The 20,412-nt window shown below is 72.6% G+C and carries 18 protein-coding genes; 12 read left to right on the top strand and 6 right to left on the bottom strand.

Translation table 11 applies throughout. From position 1 onward, the window contains the following. The 9 genes from AB0E07_RS39135 to AB0E07_RS39095 form a co-directional block, all read left to right on the top strand. Positions 1-438: DUF3459 domain-containing protein (locus AB0E07_RS39135; protein WP_362263051.1), on the top strand; the 438-nt coding region annotated here is incomplete at its 5' end. Then, positions 435-2,168: a maltose alpha-D-glucosyltransferase gene (gene treS, locus AB0E07_RS39130; RefSeq protein WP_362263048.1), complete on the top strand. Its 1,734-nt coding sequence runs from the start codon at positions 435-437 to the stop codon at positions 2,166-2,168. The genes AB0E07_RS39135 and treS, both read left to right, overlap by 4 nt. 42 nt (positions 2,169-2,210) lie before the next feature. After that, complete coding sequence (locus AB0E07_RS39125) at positions 2,211-3,578, top strand: maltokinase (RefSeq protein ID WP_362263046.1); 1,368 nt, start codon at positions 2,211-2,213, stop codon at positions 3,576-3,578. A gap of 4 nt (positions 3,579-3,582) precedes the next feature. Beyond that, a complete protein-coding gene (gene glgB, locus AB0E07_RS39120) occupies positions 3,583-5,790 on the top strand; it encodes a 1,4-alpha-glucan branching protein GlgB (RefSeq protein WP_362263044.1) in 2,208 nt (735 codons plus the stop codon). Positions 5,791-5,894: 104 nt separating this feature from the next. Beyond that, the gene (locus AB0E07_RS39115; protein WP_362263042.1) at positions 5,895-6,986 is read left to right on the top strand and encodes a glutamate--cysteine ligase; all 1,092 of its coding nucleotides are present in this window, start codon (positions 5,895-5,897) and stop codon (positions 6,984-6,986) included. A 116-nt stretch (positions 6,987-7,102) separates the two neighbouring features. Further along, entirely contained in the window at positions 7,103-9,022 is a 1,920-nt protein-coding gene (locus AB0E07_RS39110) for an AMP-dependent synthetase/ligase (protein WP_362263039.1), read from the top strand. Positions 9,023-9,098: 76 nt separating this feature from the next. Next, on the top strand, positions 9,099-9,503 hold the full coding sequence (locus AB0E07_RS39105) for an ATP-binding protein (RefSeq protein ID WP_362263036.1): 405 nt from the start codon (positions 9,099-9,101) through the stop codon (positions 9,501-9,503). Between the two features lie 194 nt (positions 9,504-9,697). Further along, positions 9,698-11,071 (top strand): NAD(P)/FAD-dependent oxidoreductase, encoded by a 1,374-nt coding sequence (locus tag AB0E07_RS39100; RefSeq protein ID WP_362263033.1) that lies wholly within the window; start codon positions 9,698-9,700, stop codon positions 11,069-11,071. Between the two features lie 23 nt (positions 11,072-11,094). Then, positions 11,095-13,350: an FUSC family protein gene (locus AB0E07_RS39095; RefSeq protein ID WP_362263057.1), complete on the top strand. Its 2,256-nt coding sequence runs from the start codon at positions 11,095-11,097 to the stop codon at positions 13,348-13,350. An 83-nt stretch (positions 13,351-13,433) separates the two neighbouring features. On the opposite strand, the gene AB0E07_RS39090 is transcribed toward AB0E07_RS39095, so the two are convergent. The 4 genes from AB0E07_RS39090 to AB0E07_RS39075 are packed head-to-tail and all read right to left on the bottom strand — an operon-like array spanning position 13,434 to position 16,140. Then, positions 13,434-13,862: a hypothetical protein gene (locus AB0E07_RS39090; protein WP_362263031.1), complete on the bottom strand. Its 429-nt coding sequence runs from the start codon at positions 13,860-13,862 to the stop codon at positions 13,434-13,436. A gap of 29 nt (positions 13,863-13,891) precedes the next feature. Further along, positions 13,892-14,740, bottom strand: a complete 849-nt coding sequence (locus AB0E07_RS39085; protein ID WP_362263028.1) for a DUF1206 domain-containing protein — start codon at positions 14,738-14,740, stop codon at positions 13,892-13,894. Positions 14,741-14,797: 57 nt separating this feature from the next. Then, entirely contained in the window at positions 14,798-15,676 is an 879-nt protein-coding gene (locus tag AB0E07_RS39080) for a GAF and ANTAR domain-containing protein (RefSeq protein WP_362263025.1), read from the bottom strand. Positions 15,677-15,723: 47 nt separating this feature from the next. Next, positions 15,724-16,140 carry an ATP-binding protein gene (locus AB0E07_RS39075; protein WP_362263023.1) on the bottom strand — a complete coding sequence of 139 codons (417 nt, stop codon included), beginning with the start codon at positions 16,138-16,140 and terminating at the stop codon, positions 15,724-15,726. A gap of 144 nt (positions 16,141-16,284) precedes the next feature. Between AB0E07_RS39075 and AB0E07_RS39070 the strand changes: the two genes are divergently transcribed. Both AB0E07_RS39070 and AB0E07_RS39065 read left to right on the top strand, forming a co-directional pair. Next, complete coding sequence (locus AB0E07_RS39070; protein WP_362263020.1) at positions 16,285-16,536, top strand: hypothetical protein; 252 nt, start codon at positions 16,285-16,287, stop codon at positions 16,534-16,536. Between the two features lie 255 nt (positions 16,537-16,791). Continuing rightward, complete coding sequence (locus AB0E07_RS39065) at positions 16,792-17,247, top strand: cyclic nucleotide-binding domain-containing protein (protein WP_362263017.1); 456 nt, start codon at positions 16,792-16,794, stop codon at positions 17,245-17,247. A gap of 46 nt (positions 17,248-17,293) precedes the next feature. Here AB0E07_RS39065 and AB0E07_RS39060 read toward each other — a convergent pair whose 3' ends face one another. Together AB0E07_RS39060 and AB0E07_RS39055 are read right to left on the bottom strand one after the other, a co-directional pair. Continuing rightward, the gene (locus AB0E07_RS39060; protein ID WP_362263014.1) at positions 17,294-18,604 is read right to left on the bottom strand and encodes an MFS transporter; all 1,311 of its coding nucleotides are present in this window, start codon (positions 18,602-18,604) and stop codon (positions 17,294-17,296) included. Positions 18,605-18,662: 58 nt separating this feature from the next. Then, positions 18,663-19,277 (bottom strand): LysE/ArgO family amino acid transporter, encoded by a 615-nt coding sequence (locus AB0E07_RS39055; RefSeq protein WP_362263011.1) that lies wholly within the window; start codon positions 19,275-19,277, stop codon positions 18,663-18,665. A 70-nt stretch (positions 19,278-19,347) separates the two neighbouring features. Between AB0E07_RS39055 and AB0E07_RS39050 the strand changes: the two genes are divergently transcribed. Next, the gene (locus AB0E07_RS39050; RefSeq protein ID WP_362263054.1) at positions 19,348-20,253 is read left to right on the top strand and encodes a LysR family transcriptional regulator ArgP; all 906 of its coding nucleotides are present in this window, start codon (positions 19,348-19,350) and stop codon (positions 20,251-20,253) included. Positions 20,254-20,412 lie beyond the last annotated feature (159 nt).

Raw genomic sequence — 20,412 nt, 5'->3', positions numbered from 1 at the left:
GAATACCTCGACTCGGAGAAGTACCAGCTGCGGGCCCGCGACTGGGACACCGCCGACACCATCGCTCCACTCATCACCAAGCTGAACGCCGTACGCCGTCGGCACCCCGCGCTGCACCGCCTGCGGAACCTTCGTTTCCACCACACCGACAACGAGGCCGTGATCGCCTACAGCAAGCGCGCCGGCCAGGACGTCGTGGTGGTGGTCGTGAACCTCGATCCGCACCACACCCAGGAGGCCACGGTCTCGTTGCACCTGCCGCACCTCGGACTGGCCCCGGACGCCTCGCTGTCCGTCCACGACGAACTGACGGGTGAGACCTACACGTGGGGCGGGTCCAACTATGTGCGTCTGGAGCCCGGCCGGGCTCCCGCGCACGTGTTCCACGTCCGGGCCACGCCCACCTCGCCGCAGATCGGAGAGTCGACCGCGTCATGACCGTCAACGAGCCCGTCCACGACACCTTCGAGGACACCCCGGTCAAGGACCGCCATCCCGACTGGTTCAAGAGCGCCGTCTTCTACGAGGTCCTGGTCCGTTCCTTCCAGGACAGCAACGGCGACGGCGTCGGCGACCTCAAGGGCCTGACCGCCAAGCTGGACTACCTCCAATGGCTCGGCGTGGACTGCCTGTGGCTGCCGCCGTTCTTCAAGTCACCCCTGCGGGACGGCGGTTACGACGTCTCCGACTACACGGCCGTGCTCCCGGAGTTCGGCGACCTCGCCGACTTCGTGGAGTTCGTCGACTCCGCCCACCAGCGCGGCATGCGGGTCATCATCGACTTCGTCATGAACCACACCAGCGACCAGCACCCGTGGTTCCAGGAGTCGAGGAAGGACCCCGACGGGCCCTACGGCGACTTCTACATGTGGGCCGACGACGACAAGAAGTACGCCGACGCGCGGATCATCTTCGTGGACACGGAGGTGTCGAACTGGACCTTCGACCCCGTGCGGCAGCAGTACTTCTTCCACCGCTTCTTCTCCCACCAGCCGGACCTCAACTACGAGAACCCGGCCGTGCAGGAGGAGATCCTGGGCGCCCTGCGCTTCTGGCTCGACCTCGGCATCGACGGCTTCCGGCTCGACGCCGTGCCGTACCTGTACGCCGAGGAGGGCACCAACTGCGAAAACCTTCCGGCGTCCCACGCCTTCCTCAAGCGGGTCCGGCGCGAGATCGACGCGATGTACCCGGACACGGTGCTGCTGGCCGAGGCCAACCAGTGGCCCGAGGACGTCGTCGACTACTTCGGCGACTACCGCGGCGGCGGCGACGAATGCCACATGGCCTTCCACTTCCCGGTCATGCCCCGCATCTTCATGGCCGTCCGCCGCGAGTCCCGCTACCCCGTCTCCGAGATCCTCGCCAAGACCCCCGCCATCCCCTCCGGCTGCCAGTGGGGCATCTTCCTGCGCAACCACGACGAGCTGACCCTGGAGATGGTCACCGACGAGGAACGCGACTACATGTGGGCCGAGTACGCCAAGGACCCCCGCATGCGCGCCAACATCGGCATCCGGCGCCGCCTCGCCCCCCTCCTCGACAACGACCGCAACCAGATCGAACTCTTCACGGCGCTCCTGCTCTCCCTGCCCGGCTCGCCGATCCTCTACTACGGCGACGAGATCGGCATGGGCGACAACATCTGGCTCGGCGACCGCGACGCCGTCCGCACCCCCATGCAGTGGACCCCCGACCGCAACGCCGGATTCTCCGCGGCGGACCCCGGACGGTTGTATCTGCCCACCATCATGGACCCGGTCTACGGCCACCAGGTCACCAACGTCGAGGCGTCCATGGCGTCGCCGTCGTCGCTGCTGCACTGGACCCGCCGGATGATCGAGATCCGCAAGCAGAACCCCGCCTTCGGACTCGGCACGTTCACCGAACTCCAGTCGTCCAACCCGGCGGTGCTGGCCTTTCTGCGGGAGTACGAGGACGATCTCGTCCTGTGCGTGAACAATTTCTCCCGTTTTGCCCAGCCGACCGAGCTGGATCTGCGCGAGTTCGACGGGCGGAACCCGGTGGAGCTGTTCGGCGGGGTGCGCTTCCCCGCCATCGGCGAACTGCCGTACCTGCTCACCCTCGCGGGGCACGGCTTCTACTGGTTCCGGCTGCCTCGCGCCGCCGCCCGCGTCGGCCGCCGACACCGGACCCCCGCCTCCTGAGCGTGTGCCCCTGAGCGTGTGCCGACGAAAGGACGCGTCACCATGCCGAAGACCGCATTCCTGAGGCCGAGCCCTCCGGCCGTCGCCGACATCATGGTCTCGCTCGGCGGTCTGCTGCGTCAGTGGCTGCCGCGGCAGCGATGGTTCGCGGGCAAGGACCGCCCGGTCACGGACCTGGCCCTGCTGTCCATGACCGAGCTGTTCCCGGGCTGTCTGCATCTGCTGGTGCACGCGGGGCATGTGCCGGTGCCGCCGCCCGGCGGCACCGCCGCGGCCCCGGCCGGCGACTGCTACCAGTTGCTGCTCGGGGTGCGCGAGCACCCCTCCCCCCGGCTGGGGCGCAGCCTCGTCGGACGCGCCACCGAGGGCCCGCTGGCCGGGCTGACGGTGTACGACGCGCTCCAGGACCTGAGGTCGGCGCAGCTGCTCCTGGACCGGCTGCGCCACCCTGGCGCGGCCGGCCCGCTGCGCTTCGAGTCCTGCTCGTCCGAGCCGGTCCCGGAGGGCCTGGCACCGCGTCTGATGGACGTGGAGCAGTCCAACTCCTCGCTGGTGTACGGCGACGCCTTCGTGCTGAAGGTGTTCCGGCGGATCCAGCCCGGTGTCAACCCGGACCTGGAGGTCCCGGGCGCGCTGGCCCGGCAGGGGTGCGCCCGGGTGCCCGCGCCCGTCGCCTCGTTCCGCACCACCAGCCCCTGGAACGCCACCCTGGGCGTGCTCCAGCCGTTCCTGAAGGACGCCGCCGACGGCTGGACGCTGGCGCTGCGGGCGCTCGCGGGCGGTGACGACTTCATGGTGGAGGCCGGGCAGCTGGGCCGGGCCACCGCGGAGGTGCACCTGGCGCTGGCGTCGGCGTTCCCGCGCGAGGAGCGCCGCGAGAACGCCCGTACGGCGGCCGCGATGACCGAGCGCCTGGACGCGGCGGCGCACTGCGTGCCGGCGCTCCAGCCGTTCGTCCCGGGCCTGAGGACCGCCTTCGGGGCGCTGACCGGCTGCGACCCCGGTCCGGCCGCCCAGCGCATCCACGGCGATCTGCATCTGGGGCAGGTCCTGCGGGCCGGCCGGGACTGGTTCGTGATCGACTTCGAGGGTGAACCGTCCCGGCCGCTCGCCGAACGCCGCAGCCCGCACTCCCCGGTGCGGGACATCGCCGGGATGCTCCGCTCCTTCGACTACGCGGCGCGGCAGCGCCGGCCCTGGCGGCCGGAGTGGGCGCGCCGGTGCCGGGAGGCGTTCTGCGCGGGCTACGCGTCCGCCGCCGGATGGGATCCGCGCAAGAAGCACGGCCTGTTGCGCGCGTACGAGACCGATCGGGCCGTATACGAAGTGCTCTATGAAGCCAGACACCGCCCGGACTGGCTTCCCGTACCGATGGCGGCGATCGAACGTCTCGCCGTACGAGGAGGCTGACCCCATGGCGCTGCGTGACACCTCGCTGCCCGAGCCGTCCGGCCCGGTCCGCTGCGCGGCCGCTCCCCCGCTGGACGCCACCGACCGGGGTCGGCTGCTGGCCGGCGCCCATCACGACCCGCACGCGCTGCTCGGGGTCCACCCGGTCGGCGACGGGCTGGTGTTCCGGGCGCTGCGCCCGTTCGCCGACGCGGTGAGCGTGCTGATCGACGGCGAGCGGCACGCGCTCGTCTCGGAGGGCGAGGGCCTCTTCTCCGGCGTGCTGCCGCTGACCGAGGTCCCCGCCTACACCCTGCTGGTGGCGTACCCGGAGGGTGAGCAGGAGACCGAGGACCCATACCGGTTCCTGCCCGCCCTCGGTGAACTGGACCTCCACCTGATCCGGGAGGGGCGCCACGAGCAGCTGTGGAAGGCGCTCGGCGCCGAGCCGATGACCCACCAGGGGGTGACCGGCACCCGCTTCACCGTGTGGGCGCCGAACGCCCAGGGGGTGCGGCTCGCCGCGGACTTCACCCACTGGGACGGCACGGCCTTCCCGATGCGTTCGCTCGGCGCGGCCGGGGTGTGGGAGCTGTTCCTGCCCGGCGTCGGCGAGGGCACCCGGTACAAGTTCGAGATCCACTCCCGTCACGGACACCGCTTCCTGAAGGCCGACCCGATGGCCCGGATGGCGGAGGTCCCGCCGGACACCGCGTCGATCGTGCACACCTCGCGCTTCGAGTGGAGCGACGAGGAGTGGATGGCGCACCGGGGCGACGTGCCCGTGCACGTCGCGCCGTTCTCGGTGTACGAGGTCCATCTGCCGTCCTGGCGGCCCGGACTGACCTACCGCGAACTGGCCGAGGTGCTCCCCGCCTACGTCAACGAACTCGGCTTCACCCACGTCGAGTTCATGCCGGTCGCTCACCACCCCTTCTCCGGCTCCTGGGGCTACCAGGTCACCGGGTTCTACGCGACGGCGGCCCGGCTGGGCACACCGGACGACTTCAAGTTCCTCGTCGACGCCCTGCACCGGGCCGGGCTCGGCGTCATCATGGACTGGGTCCCGGCGCACTTCCCGAAGGACGACTGGGCGCTGGCCCGCTTCGACGGGGAACCGCTCTACGAGCCCGGGGACGACCGGCGGGCCGAGCATCCGGACTGGGGCACCTACGAGTTCGACTTCGGCCGGGTCGAGGTGCGCAACTTCCTGGTCGCCAACGCGGTGTACTGGTGCGAGGAGTTCCACATCGACGGGCTGCGGGTGGACGCGGTCGCCTCGATGCTCTACCTCGACTACTCGCGCGACTCCGGGCAGTGGACGCCCAATGTGTACGGCGGCCGGGAGGACCTGGACGCGGTGGAGTTCCTGCGCGAGATGAACGCCACCGTGTACCGGCGGGCGCCGGGCGTGATCACGATCGCGGAGGAGTCGACCGCCTGGGACGGGGTGACCCGGCCCACCGACAGCGGCGGGCTCGGCTTCGGGCTGAAGTGGAACATGGGCTGGATGCACGACTCCCTCGGCTACATCAGCCACGAACCCGTGCACCGCAAGTACCACCACAACGAGATGACCTTCTCGATGGTGTACGCCTACAGCGAGAACTACGTCCTGCCGATCTCGCACGACGAGGTCGTCCACGGCAAGCAGGCGCTGGTGTCGAAGATGCCCGGCGACTGGTGGCAGCGACGCGCCAACCACCGCGCCTACCTCGGCTTCATGTGGGCCCATCCGGGCAAGCAACTGCTCTTCATGGGGCAGGAGTTCGCCCAGGGCGCCGAATGGTCCGAGCCGCACGGCCCGGACTGGCACCTGCTGGACCCGGCCTACGGCGCCGAACCGGACCACCGGGGCGTCCGTGACCTCGTGCGGGACCTGAACACCGCCTACCGCGCGACCCCGGCGCTGTGGCAGCGGGACACCGACCCGGGCGGCTTCCAGTGGGCGCTCGGGGACGCGGCCGAGGACAACGTCTTCGCCTTCCTGCGGTACGCGGCCGACGGCACTCCCCTGCTCGCGGTGTCCAACTTCTCGCCGGTGGTGCGGCACGACTACCGGATCTGGGTGCCCGAGGGCGGCCGGGTGTGGGAGGAGACCCTCAACACCGACGCCGCGCGGTACGGCGGCGGGGACGTCACGAACCCCGGGCCGATCAAGCCGGAGGAGGACGGCATCCGGATCACCCTGCCGCCGCTGGCGACGGTGTGGCTGACGCCCGGTCCCTCCTGAGCCGAGTTGAGCCGACGTGAGTGTCCGCAGCCCCGACGCGGGCACTCGGGACCTACGGCGACTCCTCGCCGTGCTCGGGTCGGTCGGCAGAAGGAGGGCCTCGGGTGCGCACCGTCGGTGTGGAGGAGGAACTCCTCCTGGTCAACCCGGAGACGGGTGAACCGCGGGCTCTGTCGCCCGCGGTACTCGCCCGGGCCTCGCTGGACAGCTCGCACGGCAAGGACGTGTTCGAGAAGGAACTGCACGACCAGATGCTGGAGCACGCCTCCCAGCCGCGGTCCCGCATGGACGACCTGGCGCGGGAACTCGTCCAGTGCCGCAAGGAGGCGGCCCGGCACGCGGGCGAGCTGGGCTGCGCGGTGGCGGCGCTGGCCACCTCCCCGCTGCCGGTCAGCCCGAGCGTCGGGGAGGCCCGGCGGTACCAGTGGATGGCGGACCAGTACGGCGTCGCCACCAGCGAGCAGCTCGTCCTCGGCTGCCACGTCCATGTGTCCGTGGACTCCGACGACGAGGGCGTGGCCGTCCTCGACCGGATCGGGCCCTGGCTGTCGGTGCTGAGCGCGCTGAGCGCCAACTCCCCCTTCTGGCAGGGGCACGACACCGGGTACGACAGCTACCGCAGCCGGGTGTGGCTGCGGTGGCCGTCGGCCGGTCCCACGGAGCTGTTCGGCTCGGCCGAGGGCTACCGGCGGCTGGTCGAGGACATGGTCGCCACCGGCGTGATCCTCGACGAGGCCATGGCCTACTTCGACGCCCGGCTCTCCCGGACCTATCCGACGGTGGAGATCCGGGTGGCGGACGTGTGCCTGCACGCGGAGACCGCCGTCCTGCTGGCCACCCTCACCCGGGGCCTGGTGGAGACCGCCGCCCGGGAGTGGCGGGCCGGCCGGGAGCCGGTGGTCCACGCCGTCAGCGTGCTGCGGCTGGCCTCCTGGCAGGCCTCCCGGGCCGGCATCACGGAGAACCTGCTGCACCCGGTGACCATGCGCCCCCTGCCCGCGCGGGTCGTCGTGCGGGCCCTGCTGGACCATGTCGCGGACGCCCTGGCGGACACTGGGGACCTCGACCGTGCCCGCTCCGCCGTCGCCGAACTGTTCCGTCGCGGCAACGGCGCCCGGGTGCAACGAGAGCTGTTCCACCGCACGGAGAGCCTGCGGGACGTGGTCACGGAGTGCGTGCGGCACACGCAGGGCTGAGGCTGATTTCGACTTGTCGGAATCCGGCACCGTTCGCTCGTACCTCGGCTAGATTCGAGCACCGCCGATAACTCTGCCCGTCGGTGACGTCACACCGCGTACAACAGGAGCTGCGCATGCGCGACTTCGCCCTGGCTCCCTCCGCCTACGCAGCGCCGGCGGGCGGCCTCGCCGACACCGTTTTCGAGCGGGCGCTCCAGGAGCCCACCCTGCCGGTCCTGGCGCGTCGGCTCGGCGGCTCCTCGGACTGGACCGAGATCACCGCCGTGGAGCTGCGGGACACGGTCGTGGAGCTGGCCAAGGGTCTGGTCGCCTCCGGGATCTCACCGGGCCACCGCGTGGCCATCATGGCGCGCACCCGGTACGAGTGGACGGTGTTCAGCCACGCCCTGTGGGCGGTGGGCGCCGAGGTCGTCCCGGTCTATCCGACCTCCTCGCGGGAACAGGTCGAGTGGATCCTCCGGGACGCCGGCTGCGTGGGCGTGGTGGTCGAGGACGAGCAGTCGGTGATGACCGTCGGTTCGGTGTGCGCCTCGCTGCCGCTGCTGCGGCACGTGTGGCAGCTGGACTCCGGCGCGCTGGAGCAGCTGGTCGAGCGCGGCGAGCACGTGCCGATCGCCACGGTGGACTCGCTGCGCCGGATCGTGCTGCCGGACTCCACGGCGGTGATCGCGTACACCTCGGGGTCCACCGGGCGCCCGCTGGGCTGCGCGCTGAGCCACCGGAGTCTGGCCAGCCCGTGCGACACCCTGCTCCGGGGCTGGGGGCACCTGGTGGTGCCGCCGGGCGGGCAGGGCTCGGTCCTCGCCTTCCTGCCGTTCTCCCATGTGTACGGGCTCATGGTGCAGGCCCTGTGCCTGCGCGGCGGCCTGCTGATGGGTCACGAGGCGGACCCGAGCGGCGAGACCCTCGGAGCGGCGCTGCGCTCGTTCCGGCCGACGTACTTCTGCGCCGTGCCGTCGGTGTTCGAGAAGATCTACAAGAACTTCCTGCGCGCCGCCCGGGAGTCGGGCCGCGGCGCCCTGTTCGAGCGTGCCGCGGGCACGGCACGCGACTTCGCGCTGGCGAGCGAGCGGCACCGGCTGGGCGAGGGCCCCGGGCCCGGCTTCGACCTCAGGCTCCAGCACGCCCTGTACGAGCGGACCGTCTACCGCGGGCTGCGGTCGGCGCTGGGCGGCCGGGTGCGCAGGGCGACCTCCGGCGGCTCACCGCTGAACCGGGAGATCTCCCTGTTCTACGAGGGCATCGGCATCTACCTCAACGACGGGTACGGACTCACCGAGACCGCCGGCGGGGTCACGGCCCAGCCTCCGGGGATGGAGCGGTCGGGGACGGTCGGCAAGGTGCTCCCGGGCATGGACGTCCGGGTGGCGGACGACGGGGAGATCCTGGTGCGCGGGCCGTCGGTGTTCCAGGGTTACGTCAACGACGACGCGGCGACCCGGGCGGCCCTGCGCGGCGGCTGGCTGGCCACCGGTGACCTGGGGCTCCTCGACTCCGACGGCTATCTGACGATCACCGGCCGGAAGAAGGACGTGATCATCACCAGCAGCGGCAAGAGCGTCGCCCCGGCGGCCCTGGAGCAGCGGCTGCGGATGCACCCGCTGATCCACCAGGCGGTGGTCGTCGGCGACAACCGGCCCTGCGTCGGCGCCCTGATCACCCTGGACCCGGAGTTCCTGGCGTACTGGCGCGGCACCCTGGAGCCGCGCTCGGAGCAGCGCGGTCAGGAGCCGCGGCCGGCCCGGGACGCCCGGGAGGAGAACGCGCTGCGCGAGGAGGTGGCGCGGGCGGTGGCGGCGGCCAACAGCACGGTGTCGCGCTCGGAGTCGATCCGGGTCTTCCGGGTGCTGGCCGAACCCTTCGACCAGGCCAACGGGCTTCTGACGCCCTCCATGAAGCTGCGCCGGGACGAGATCGTGCACCGGTACGCGCTGGAGATCGACGCCATGTACCAGGCGCGCGCCCAACCCGCCCGCCGGCACGTCCAGGACGAGTCCGCGGTGTGGGACGAGTCGGACAACGTCTTCCGCTGAGCGTGCGTAGATCGCCGGGAGCAGGGAAACCGGAGGGCACAAGGGGGCCGCGGGGGGAGAGACGGACGACGACACCTTGGTGGCACGGGAGATCTTGGACCGCTCCGTGCGCTTCGTCGGCGCACTGCATGACGTGACGGCGGCGCGCCTGGCGGCGGAGGCGTATCTCGACGACCTCGCGCGGGTCGCGCCGCCCGCCGCGCCCGAGCACCGGGACGACATCCTGCTGGTGGTCAGCGAGCTGGCGGCGAACACCGTGGAGTACGCCCCGGGCCCCTTCGAGCTGCGATTGAGCCGCTCCTTCGACGGTGTGCACGTGGTGCTGCGCGACACCAGCACCACGCCACCGCTGCCACGCCCCTTCGACCCGGGTCGCGGGGGGCGCGGAATCGGCTGGTATCTGGTGCAGAGCCTGAGCCGGCAGGCGGGGGTCATCACCCACGACCAGGGCAAGGACGTCCATGTCTTCCTGCCCTGGTGACCCGCCGGCGATGTCGGTGAACGCCGTGTGGCCGCGGGTCCGGTGGGGCAGGGTGGCTCGAACAGGTTGTTCATCTGCCTGCCGCACCCGACTGGCGGAGCGGGCGGGAGCGCGGTGGGATCGATGTGGTGCGAGGCAGCGATCCAGGGGCAGACGAACACCGTCGTGACAGACCGCCTGGAGCCGCAGAAGGGATGAACACCGTGACACGACCCAGGATCCTGGTGGTTGGCGCCGGTTTCGCGGGAGTGGGGTGCGTGCGCCGGCTGGAGCGCAGGCTCGCCGCCGACGAGGCCGACGTCACCCTGGTGACGCCGTTCGCCTACCAGCTCTATCTCCCTCTGCTGCCCCAGGTCGCCTCCGGCGTCCTGACCCCCCAGTCGATCGCGCTGTCGCTGCGGCGCAGCCGCAAGTACCGCACCCGGATCATCCCGGGCGGCGCCATCGGCGTGGACCTCGCGTCGAAGACGTGCGTCGTCCGCACCATCACCGACGAGATCGTCAACGAGCCGTACGACTACATCGTGCTGGCGCCGGGGAGCATCACCCGGACCTTCGACATCCCGGGGCTCACCGATCACGCGTTCGGGATGAAGACGCTCGCCGAGGCCGCCTACATCCGCGACCACGTCATCTCCCAGCTCGACCTCGCCGACGCCAGCGACGACCCGGCGGAGCGCGCCTCGCGACTCCAGTTCGTGGTGGTCGGCGGCGGCTACGCCGGGACCGAGACCGCGGCCTGCCTGAACCGCCTCACCCGGGCCGCCGTCAAGCGCTATCCGCGGCTCGACCCGGGCCTGATCAAGTGGCATCTGATCGACATCGCGCCGAAGCTGATGCCCGAGCTGGGCGACAAGCTCGGGCGCAGCGCCCAGGACGTGCTGCGCAAGCGGGGCATCGAGATCTCGCTGGGCGTGTCCATCGCCAAGGCCGGACCGGAGGAGGTCACCTTCACCGACGGCCGGGTGGTGCCCACCCGCACCCTGATCTGGACGGCCGGTGTCGTGGCCAGCCCGCTGATCGGCACCCTGGGCGCGGAGACCGTCCGGGGACGGCTCGCGGTGAGCGCGGAGATGAACCTGCCCGGACACGACGGGGTGTTCGCGCTCGGCGACGCGGCGGCGGTGCCGGACCGGGCCAAGGACGAGGAGGGCGCCGTCTGCCCGCCGACCGCGCAGCACGCCATGCGCCAGGGCAAGGTCGTCGCCGACAACGTCGTCGCGTCCCTGCGCGGCCTGGCGATGCGGCCCTACGAGCACAAGGACCTCGGGCTGGTCGTCGACCTCGGCGGACGGGACGCGGTGTCCAAGCCGCTCGGCGTCGAACTGCGCGGACTGCCCGCCCAGGCCGTGGCCCGCGGCTACCACTGGTCGGCGCTGCGCACCAACGTCGCCAAGACCCGCGTGATGACCAACTGGGTGCTCAACGCGCTCGCGGGCGACGATTTCGTACGGACCGGCTTCCAGGCCCGCAAGCCCGCCAAGCTGAAGGACTTTGAATACTCCGACGCCTATCTGACGCCGGAGCAGCTGCGGGAGCACCTGGCCGAGGCGGAGGAGCGGGGATAGACGTCGCGCGGGGGTGGGCACGGCTGCGGGACCGGGTCGACGCCTCCGATCCGGGGCTGCTGCGGCTCGCCGCGGGGCTGCGGACGGTGGGCGCGATCGCGCTCACGCTGGTCGTGCTCGCCCTGTTCGGGGCGGACGTCCCGCATCTGGTCGCGGGCGCCATGACCGCGATGGTCTCCACCTTCGCGCTGCGCGAGAAGCGGCGCGGCCCGCAGGCCGTCACGCTCCTCGTCGGCCTGCCGGTCGCGCTCACCTCGGTCACGCTGGCCGCCGTGCTGCACCCGTACGTGATCGCCGGTGACCTGTTCTTCGTCGCGCTGATCTTCGGCGCCGTCTACGGGCGCCGGTTCGGCGACCGCGGCACGGCGCTCGGGCTGATCGGCTTCCAGCTGTACTTCGTGGCGCTGTTCGTCGGCGCCACCGTCTCCGACCTGCCCGCGCTGTACCCCGTGGTCGCCACGGGCATGGTGTGCAGCGCGGTGGTCAGGTTCGCGCTGGTGCCGCAGACCTCGACCGGGACGCTGGTCCGGCTGCGCGAGGCGTTCCGGGCCCGGTTCGCCCAGCTGGTGTCGGCCCAGCTCGACCTGCTCGACGCCGGGCCGCAGGACGTGGACCGGGCCCTGGACACCGTGCGGGAGCGGACCGCGCGGCTGCACGAGACGGCGCTGATGATCCAGGGCCGGCTGGAGGGCGGCACCGACGAAGGCACGGCCCAGGTGGTGCAGCGGCGGGTGGCGGACGCCGAGATCGCCGCGGAGCGGCTCGGACTGCTCCTGCTGACCGCGCGCAGCGAGGAACGTACCGACACCCTCACCCTCCACCTGCCCGGTGTGCCCGTCCCGTCGGCCGGGCGGCTGCCGGTCCGGGACCGGGAGGCGGGCACCCTGCGCCGGGACCTCCGGGCACTGCGCCTGCTGGTCCGGCACCGGGGCGGCACCGCGCTGTCCCAGGTCCGCAACCGGCTGCTGTCCTACCGGGACGAGGAGAACCTGCCGGAGGCCTCACCGCCCGTACAGGACGTCTTCCGCGGGATCGGCGAGGCCGCGCGGGCCGTGCTCGGGCTGCGGACCGCCCTGGACGGTCCCCAGGACGAGTCCGACGACACCCCGTCCACGACCCGCTCGCGCGAGGAGCTGGACGCCGAGGACCTCGCCATCGACGCCGCGGAGGAGACCGTCGAGGAGGAGGAGCCGACCGGGCTGCGGCGGCCCACCACACGGGCCGCCGCGCAGGTCGCGGTGGGCTCCTCGATGGCGATGGTCGGCGGGGAGCTGCTGTCCAGCGACCGCTGGTACTGGGCCGTGCTGGCCTGCTGGATCGTCTTCCTCAACACCTCCTCCACCGGCGAGATCCTGGTCAAGGGCTACCGCAGGGTGCTCGGGACGGTGTTCGGCGTGGTGGCCGGCATCGTGCTGGCGGGGGTGGTCGGCGGGCACACCTGGCTGGCGTTCGCGCTGGTCCTGGTCTTCGTGTTCGCGATGTTCTACACCGCGCCCCTGTCGTACACGCTGATGTCGTTCTTCGTGACGGCCGCGCTGGGGCTGCTCTACACACTGCTGCACACCTACAGCGCGTCGGTGCTGGTGCTGCGGATCGCGGAGACCGCGCTGGGGGCGGCGTGCGGGGTGTTCGCGGCCGCGGTGGTGCTGCCCGTGGCGACGGACCGGCGCACCAACGACCTGCTGGTCACCGTGCTGGAGCGGCTGCGCGAGGTCACGGAGACGGCCGCGGAGCAGCTCAGCGGCGGGCCCGAGACGGAGCTGCTGGACCGGGCGCGCGGGCTGGACCAGGCGCTGGCCGACCTGCGCGCCGCGACGAAGCCGCTCACCCATCCGGTGACCCCGCTCAGGGCCCGCCGGGACACCGCGCGCTATGTGGTGGCGCTGCTGGAGACCGCCGCGTACCACGCGCGCTCGCTGGCGGCGACGGCCGAGCTGCTGCCCGGCAACCCCTCGATCGCGGCGGATCCCCGGCTGCGGGGGGCGGGTCAGCGCATCGGGCGGAACATCGAGGTCATCGCCGCGCACGTGGCCGACGAGAAGGCGACCGAGGCGGTCGCGAGCGGGCCGAGCGTGGCCGCGCTGCTGGAACCCCGGGCGGCGGGCAGCATCCGGTACGGCAAGGTCACCGACCGCGTGCTGCGGCACCTGCAGCGGCTGGACGAGTCTGTGGTGGGTCTGGCCCGCCCGCTGGAGGTTCCGCTCGAAACCCCCACGGCCGGCACCCGCCGGCCCCTGGGCCGCCTGACGGCCCCCCGTCGCACCTTCTTCCGCCGGTGACCGAGGCGCGGACGCGCACCGGCCCCACCACCCGTGGCCGGGTGGTGGGGCCGGTGGGCCGACGGGGGCCGCCGGTGGGGGCGTCAGAAGTCGGTCGGGAGGCCGCTGGCCTCGGCGATGCCGCGGAGTTCCTCGTCGTCGTGGCGGCGGCCGCGGAGATAGCCCGCGATCTCGTCCAGACGTTCGGGATCCGCGGCGGTGTCCGCGTCCGTGACCACCCGGACCGGGCCGCTCTCGCCGAGATCGATCTCGACGATCTCGTTGTCCAGGCGCCCGGTGACGGCGGTCGCGATCACCAGGGCGGCCTGGTCCCGCATCTCCTGCGGCAAGGGCTCGGCGTCGTCGTCCAGGGCCAGCTCGGCGGGTGGGAACCGCCGTTCGTCGATCGCCTTGAGCACGGGTTCGACCACGTCGAGCAGTCGGAGGAAGTCCTCGGTGTCCATACGTGAACGCAGCTGGCCGAGGTAGCGGTCCACGGGCCGGCCGTCGGGCGGAAGCTCGTAGTCGTTCATGAGGGACCGCGTTCCCCGAACTCGGCACTTCAGACGCGCCGCCTGCGAGCGAGCAGGAAAGAGAAGATCCCGAACAGGAGCAGACCGAAGGCGACACAGGCGAGCAGCCACGGGCCGAGCGCCGTGTCGGCGAAGGTGCGGAGCGTGTCGTCCATGCCCTTGGCCTTGTCCGGTTCGTAGTCGACGGCGGCCTGGACGGCGAAGACGCCGAGCGCGGCGAAGACCGTTCCGCGCGCCACTCCGCCGCCGACGCCCGTCACGTCCGTCACCCTCCGTTCGGCGCGGGACATCTCGCCGAGCCTGAGCGTGTCGCGGTACTCGCGGCGCACCGCCTGGATGGCGATCCACGCGCCCGCGCCGATGATCACGGCACCGCCGGCGCCGACCAGCCACTGCCCCGCGGGCAGCTCCAGCGCGGTGGCGGTGATGTCGCGGGACTCCTGGTCGCCCGAGCCGGAACCGGACCCCGAACCGGAGCCGCCGCCCGCGGCGAAGCGCAGCACGGAGAAGGCGACGAATCCGTAGAAGACGCTCCTGACCAGGGCCAGGAGGCGCTTGTGCGCCTTGCGGCCGTCCGGGTCGGCGGAGCCGAAGGCGGCCTCCGACAGGCGCCACAGGGCCATACCGACCAGGCCGACGCCGAGCGCCCACAGCAGGGCCGAACCGAAGGGCTGTCCGGCTATCTCGGCCACGGCGCCCTGGCGGTCCGCCTGCTCTCCCCCGTCGCCGAAGGCGATCTGGAGGGCCAGCAGCCCCACCAGGACGTAGATCACGCCCCGCGCGGCCAGTCCGGCCCGGGCGGCGCCCTCGGTCACCGACGACGCCGTCTTCCCCCGGGCCTTCTGCCGGCCCGCCCTTGCCACTGCACTCGAGTTCATCTCGACCTCCCGGGATCCGCTTGCCCCGGTTCCGGCCGAACTCACGTCCGGGACCGGTCAGCGGCCGCTTCCGCGCCGGGCGAGGGCGTGCAGATACTCCAGGGCGTCCAGGACGACCGTGCGCTCGTACCAGGCGAGCCAGCGGCCGGCCTGCGCGCCGATCACCTCCAGCGCCTTGAGCCGCGCCTCGTCCAGGCCCTCCACGGGCCGGTCGAAGTAGGCCGAGACCATGCCCAGGACCAGGCCGCGCTCGGAGGTCAGCGGCACGCTGTGGCAGGCCCGGCCGCCGTCGGCCAGGACGGCACGCCGCGCCTCCTCGGTGAACACCGGGTCGGTCGCCACGTCCCGCACGGTGACCTGGACGGCGTCCCGGGCGGCGCGCGCGCACGCGGTGCCGTCGTCCCCGACGTGCGCGAAGAAGTCGACGAACTCCGCGCCGTGGCCGATGTGCCGCTCGATGCGCAGTCCGCCGCGGGTGCGGTCGGCGAGCTGCACATGGCCCCTGGGGCTGTCCGCCACGGCCAGCGTCCGGCTCAGTACGGCCGTGAGCACCGCGCCCCGGGTCGCGGACCCGGTGTGCGGGGCGGCCGGGAAGGTCAGGGCGGGCTCGGGGGTGCGGACGCGCCGCGGGAACCACAGCACGGCGCGCGCCTCCGGTCGCGGGACGGTCACCACGGCCTCGGCCACGGTGCGCAGCTTGATGTTGTGCTGCTGGGAGGCCCGGCGCATGAGGGTGAAGGAGCAGTCCGGGTCGGGCAGGGTGTAGCGCTCCTGGAGGATGCCCTGGGCCAGGGCGATCAGCGGGTGGGCCAGCGCCCGGGCGCGCAGACCGCGGATCTCGGCGCGCAGCAGCTCGGACGTGTCGTGCGGCTCGCGTGTCCCGTGCCGCGCGGCGTCCGCGCGCCCGCGCCCGTGCTCGGTCTCGGTCTCGGTCATGGCACTCCTTGGCCGGGTGGGAGCGCGTGTGCCCGGCGGCCCCGCGCCTACGCGTGGGCGAGCGGCACGACCGCGCTGATGCGTTTGCCGCCCGCGGGCAGGACCGACACCTGGACGTCGCGGGCCAGGCGGCAGACGATCGGCCAGCCGTGCCCGCCGAAGCGGCGGTGCCCGCGTCGCTCGCCGGGTTCGGTGACCACCGGCAGCCGTTCACTGCGGTCGCTCACCGACAGACGCAGTCCGGGCTCGACGAGGTCGACGCTGAAGTCGGTGACGCCGCCGCCGTGCAGGATCGCGTTGGTGGTCAGTTCCGAGGCCACGAGCAGGGCGTCCTGGAAGGCGGTCCGGTCGCACGGCGTGCCCTCGGCACGGCAGTGCGCGGCGACCACGCGTTCCACGGCCCTGCGGGCCTCGGCCGGTTCATGGAGGTGTTCGGTGTGTTCTGCGGTGTACTCCCCGCGCATCTCTGACTCCGTATCGCTCGATTCGGGGGTCGTGCTCCCCGGGCGCATCGGGTCTCTTCCTCTCTGGTCGCCGCTGTCGGACCGGACAAACCTCTCCGCGCCGTTCAGGCGCACGAAACGGGGTCCACGGGGTACGCGGTGGACATGACTGATGTGGTGGACTCGGGCGAGTTGCTGAGGCGGATCCAGCGGGCGAGGGACGGCGCCCGGCGGGACGAACAGGCCTGGCGGGCCAGGAGCGTCGAGCTGCGGTCGGGCGATCCGCAGGGCGCGCAGGACGCCGCCGTGCGGACGATCGCCTTCGAGACGGTGCTGAAGGTGCTGGACGAGATCCTGACCCCGGGCCGGCACACGGACGAGCTCGCGGCGGGCGCCGAAGTGAATCAGGTCACTTGACCTGATGCCGGTTTCGCACGCCCCGTACAGATGGTTTACCGTTCATCCATACGTGGTCGCGGGGTCGATGATCGCTCGTCCCCCGCAACCCCGCGTACGGCCCTGGCTGGCCTCCCCCGTCCAGCCAGGGCTTTTTCACGCCCTGGCGCATCTCCACCGGTTCTGTAGTCCTCCGAGGTGCCCTACGCGTCGGCACCGGCTGAAATGGGCTTAGGGAAAGCCCCGGAACCCGACGCCGGCGAGGAGCCCCGTGTCATGACCAAAGCAACGAAACTGCTGACCGCCCTGCCCCCGCCGCAGCGCGAACGTCTGATGGCCCTGGCGAAGGAGGTCGCCTTCCCCGAGGACGCCCGCATCTTCGAGGCGGGCGGGACGGCGGACCGCTTCTGGGTGATCCGCTCGGGCGCCGTCTCGCTCGACCAGCGGGTCACCTCCCTCCAGCGGGTGACCGTGGCCAGCCTCGGCTCCGGGGACCTGCTCGGCTGGTCCTGGCTGTTCCCGCCCTACCAGTGGGACTTCGGCGCCGAGGCCTTCAGCCCGGTGCGGGCCTACGAGTTCGACGCGGCGCAGGTACGGGAGCTCTGCGACGAGGACCAGCAGCTCGGGCTGATCCTGCTGCGCCAGGTCGCCGAGATCCTCGCGCACCGGCTGGAGATCACCCGGGGCAAGCTGATGGAGCAGTACGGAATGCGCCGCCGCAGCGTCCTGTAGGGCTCGCCGCGCCGGACCCGCCCGCTCGGCCGGGACCGGCGCGGCCTCAGACGCGGTAGCGGCGCAGCGCCGGAACGGCCAGGGCGAGGGCGAGCATCGCCACGACCACCAGCAGGCCCCCGCCCGCGACGGCCTGGCGGGTGCCGAAGGCCGAGCCGGCGGTGCCGTGCAGGACGTCGGCCAGGCGGGGGCCGCCCGCGACCACGACCGTGAAGACGCCCTGCATCCGGCCGCGCATCTCGTCGGTCGCGGCGGAGAGCAGGATCGCCCCGCGGAAGACCATGGAGACCATGTCGGCGACCCCGGCCGCGACCAGGAACGCCACCGCGACCCAGAGGCTGCCGCTCAGGCCGAAGCCGGTGATGGCGGCGCCCCAGGCGACGACCGCGCCGATCACCATCGGTCCGTGCCTGCGGGCCCGCGAGAAGGTGCCGGAGAACAGGCCGCCCAGCACCGCGCCGACCGGGATCGCGGCGAACAGCACGCCCAGGGCGAGGCCCTCCCCGTAGGAGGCGTAGGTCTCCGCGGCGAGCTGCGGGAACAAGGCCCGGGGCATGCCGAGGACCATGGCGATCACGTCGGCGAGGAAGGACAGCAGCAGCACCTTGTGCAGGGCGATGTAGCGGAAGCCGGCCGCGATCTCCCGGACTCCGGCCCGGCGGACCGCGGAGCCGGTGAGGGGCGGCAGCGGGGGCAGCCGGTGCACCGCCCACACCGTCACGCACAGCGCCAGCGCGTCCAGGAGGTACAGCTCGGCCAGCCCGATGACGGGGATGAGGGCACCGGCCAGCAGCGGACCGGCGATCAGGCCGGTCTGCATGACGGTGGAGCCGAGGGCGTTGGCGGCGGCGAGTTCGCCCGCCGGGACCAGCCGGGCGATGGAGGCGTTGCGGGCCGGGGAGTTGAGGCCGAAGAACGCCTGTTGCAGGGCGAGGAGCACCATCAGGGCCGGCACCGATTCCAGGCCCGTGACGGCCTGGACCCAGAAGAGCAGGGAGGTGACGGCGATCCCGGTGTTGGTGATCAGCAGCAGCTTGCGCCGGTCCATGGTGTCGGCGATCGCCCCGCCCCACAGGGCGAAGACCACCAGGGGCAGCAGACCGGCGAGGCCGGCGTAGCCGACCCAGGCCGAGGAGCCGGTGATGTCGTAGATCTGCTTGGGCACGGCGACCGCGGTGAGCTGGCTGCCGACCGCGGTGACGACGGTCGAGGACCACAGCCTGCGGTAGGCGGGGCGGCGCAGCGGGCGGGTGTCCATGGCCCAGCGGCGCCGGCCGGGCCGGGGCTCGCTGTCCGCCGGCTGCTGTGCGGTGGTGCTCTCGCTGCTGTCCACGGAGTTCCTGGTTGCTCGATACATCTTTCTCGGACCAGGGTTCACTATCGCACCGCCCGGCGGGAGTCCGGACGGCGTGATCTCAGCTTCCGAGAATCAGCGAGACACCGAGCGTGATCATGACGGCGGCGACCAGACCGTCCATGACGCGCCAGGCCCCGGGCCGGGACAGCAGCGGGCCCAGCAGGCGGGCGCCGAAGCCGAGGGCGGCGAACCAGCACAGGCTGGCCAGGACCGCGCCGAGCCCGAAGGTCCAGCGCAGCGCGCCCCGGTCCGCGGCGACCGAGCCGAGCAGGAAGACGGTGTCGAGGTAGACGTGCGGGTTGAGCCAGGTCAGCGCCAGACAGGTCAGCACCGCGCGCCTGCGGGACGTGGCGCCCTCCCCGTCCGGGCGCAGCACGCCGGCCGGCCGGACGACGCGCCGGGCGGCGAGCGCGCCGTAGGCGACGAGGAACGCACCGCCGATCCAGCCGACCGCGGTCAGCACGCCGGGCCAGGCCACCACCACCGCGCCGACGCCGCCGACCCCGAGGGCGATGAGCACCGCGTCGGACAGGGCGCAGATGCCGACGACGGCGAGGACCGCCTCACGGCGGACGCCCTGGCGCAGGACGAAGGCGTTCTGGGCGCCGATGGCGACGATGAGCGAGAGACCGGTGCCGAATCCGGCGGCGGCGGTGGCGAGAGCGGTGGACATGGCCTCGACGTTAGGGACACCGGCTCTCTTGTGTACAGCTAAAGATTGTTACGTACCCTTAGCTCTCGTGATGGTGACCGAACTGCCCCTGGATCAGGTGCGGACCCTGCTCGCGGTGGTGGACGAGGGGACGTTCGACGCGGCGGCGGCCGCGCTGCATGTGACGCCGTCGGCGGTGAGCCAGCGGGTCAAGGCCCTGGAACAGCGCACCGGGCGGGTGCTGCTGGTCCGGACGAAACCGGTGCGGGCCACCGAGTCGGGGGCGGTGGTCGTCCGGTTCGCCCGGCAGCTGGCCCGGCTGGAGCGGGACGCCCGCGCGGAGCTGGGGATGAGCGGCGCGGAGGAGGAACCGACCCGGCTGTCGATCGCGGTGAACGCCGACTCGCTGGCGACCTGGTTCCTCGACGCGCTCACCGAGGTGCCGCCGGAGCCCAGGCTCTCCTTCGAGCTGCGCCGCGAGGACGAGGCCCGTACGGCCGAACTGCTGCGGGAGGGGCTGGTGATGGCGGCGGTGACCTCGGCGTCCGAGGCCGTGGCCGGGTGTTCCGTGCGGCCCCTGGGCCGTATGCGGTACCTCGCCGCGGCGACCCCCGCCTTCGCCGGGCGCCATCTCGACGGCGCGGCGCTGCGGGAGGCGCTGCCGCACGCGCCGGTGGTGACCTTCGACCGCGACGACGACATCCAGGACGCGTTCGTACGGCGGCTGCGGCGCGGCCGGGGCGGCGCGGGCCCGGTCCGGCACCGGATCCCGACCTCGGAGGGGTTCCTGGCGGCGGTCGCCGCGGGACTGGGCTGGGGCATGGTGCCGGAGATCCAGGCCGGGTCCCTGCTGCGTTCCGGGCGGCTGGTCTCCCTCGCCCCGGACCGGCCGGTGGACGTCCCGCTGTACTGGCAGCAGTGGAAGCTGGACTCCCCCGCGCTGGCGGCCACGGCGCGGGCCGTGACCGGGGCGGCGGCACGGGTCCTGCGCGGCTAGCCGGACCGGCGCGCGGCCGGTCGCTTCCACGCACAGGCAACCCGCCTGGCCGGCCCGCGGTCCGGTGCGCGGGGCGGTGCAGGTGCACGGCCGACGGTGCTGGTGCGCGGCCGGCCGTCTCTGCGCGGGCGGCGCGGCCGGCCGTCTCTGCGCGGGCGG

The sequence above is a fragment of the Streptomyces sp. NPDC048002 genome, from assembly GCF_040653275.1.
In the GTDB taxonomy this organism is placed as follows: Bacteria; Actinomycetota; Actinomycetes; order Streptomycetales; family Streptomycetaceae; genus Streptomyces.
The sequence above is the reverse complement of the archived record's forward strand: the minus strand, read 5'-3'. Positions and strand labels throughout refer to the sequence as shown.

Bases quoted from the DNA above. Each gene is read 5' to 3' on its own strand.
- treS (WP_362263048.1), top strand. From the start codon at position 435: ATGACCGTCAACGAGCCCGTCCACGACACCTTCGAGGACACCCCGGTC.
- AB0E07_RS39125 (WP_362263046.1), top strand. From the start codon at position 2,211: ATGCCGAAGACCGCATTCCTGAGGCCGAGCCCTCCGGCCGTCGCCGAC.
- glgB (WP_362263044.1), top strand. From the start codon at position 3,583: ATGGCGCTGCGTGACACCTCGCTGCCCGAGCCGTCCGGCCCGGTCCGC.
- AB0E07_RS39110 (WP_362263039.1), top strand. From the start codon at position 7,103: ATGCGCGACTTCGCCCTGGCTCCCTCCGCCTACGCAGCGCCGGCGGGC.
- AB0E07_RS39100 (WP_362263033.1), top strand. From the start codon at position 9,698: ATGAACACCGTGACACGACCCAGGATCCTGGTGGTTGGCGCCGGTTTC.
- AB0E07_RS39090 (WP_362263031.1), bottom strand. From the start codon at position 13,862: ATGAACGACTACGAGCTTCCGCCCGACGGCCGGCCCGTGGACCGCTAC.
- AB0E07_RS39085 (WP_362263028.1), bottom strand. From the start codon at position 14,740: ATGAACTCGAGTGCAGTGGCAAGGGCGGGCCGGCAGAAGGCCCGGGGG.
- AB0E07_RS39080 (WP_362263025.1), bottom strand. From the start codon at position 15,676: ATGACCGAGACCGAGACCGAGCACGGGCGCGGGCGCGCGGACGCCGCG.
- AB0E07_RS39075 (WP_362263023.1), bottom strand. From the start codon at position 16,140: ATGCGCGGGGAGTACACCGCAGAACACACCGAACACCTCCATGAACCG.
- AB0E07_RS39070 (WP_362263020.1), top strand. From the start codon at position 16,285: ATGACTGATGTGGTGGACTCGGGCGAGTTGCTGAGGCGGATCCAGCGG.
- AB0E07_RS39065 (WP_362263017.1), top strand. From the start codon at position 16,792: ATGACCAAAGCAACGAAACTGCTGACCGCCCTGCCCCCGCCGCAGCGC.
- AB0E07_RS39060 (WP_362263014.1), bottom strand. From the start codon at position 18,604: ATGTATCGAGCAACCAGGAACTCCGTGGACAGCAGCGAGAGCACCACC.
- AB0E07_RS39055 (WP_362263011.1), bottom strand. From the start codon at position 19,277: ATGTCCACCGCTCTCGCCACCGCCGCCGCCGGATTCGGCACCGGTCTC.
- AB0E07_RS39050 (WP_362263054.1), top strand. From the start codon at position 19,348: ATGGTGACCGAACTGCCCCTGGATCAGGTGCGGACCCTGCTCGCGGTG.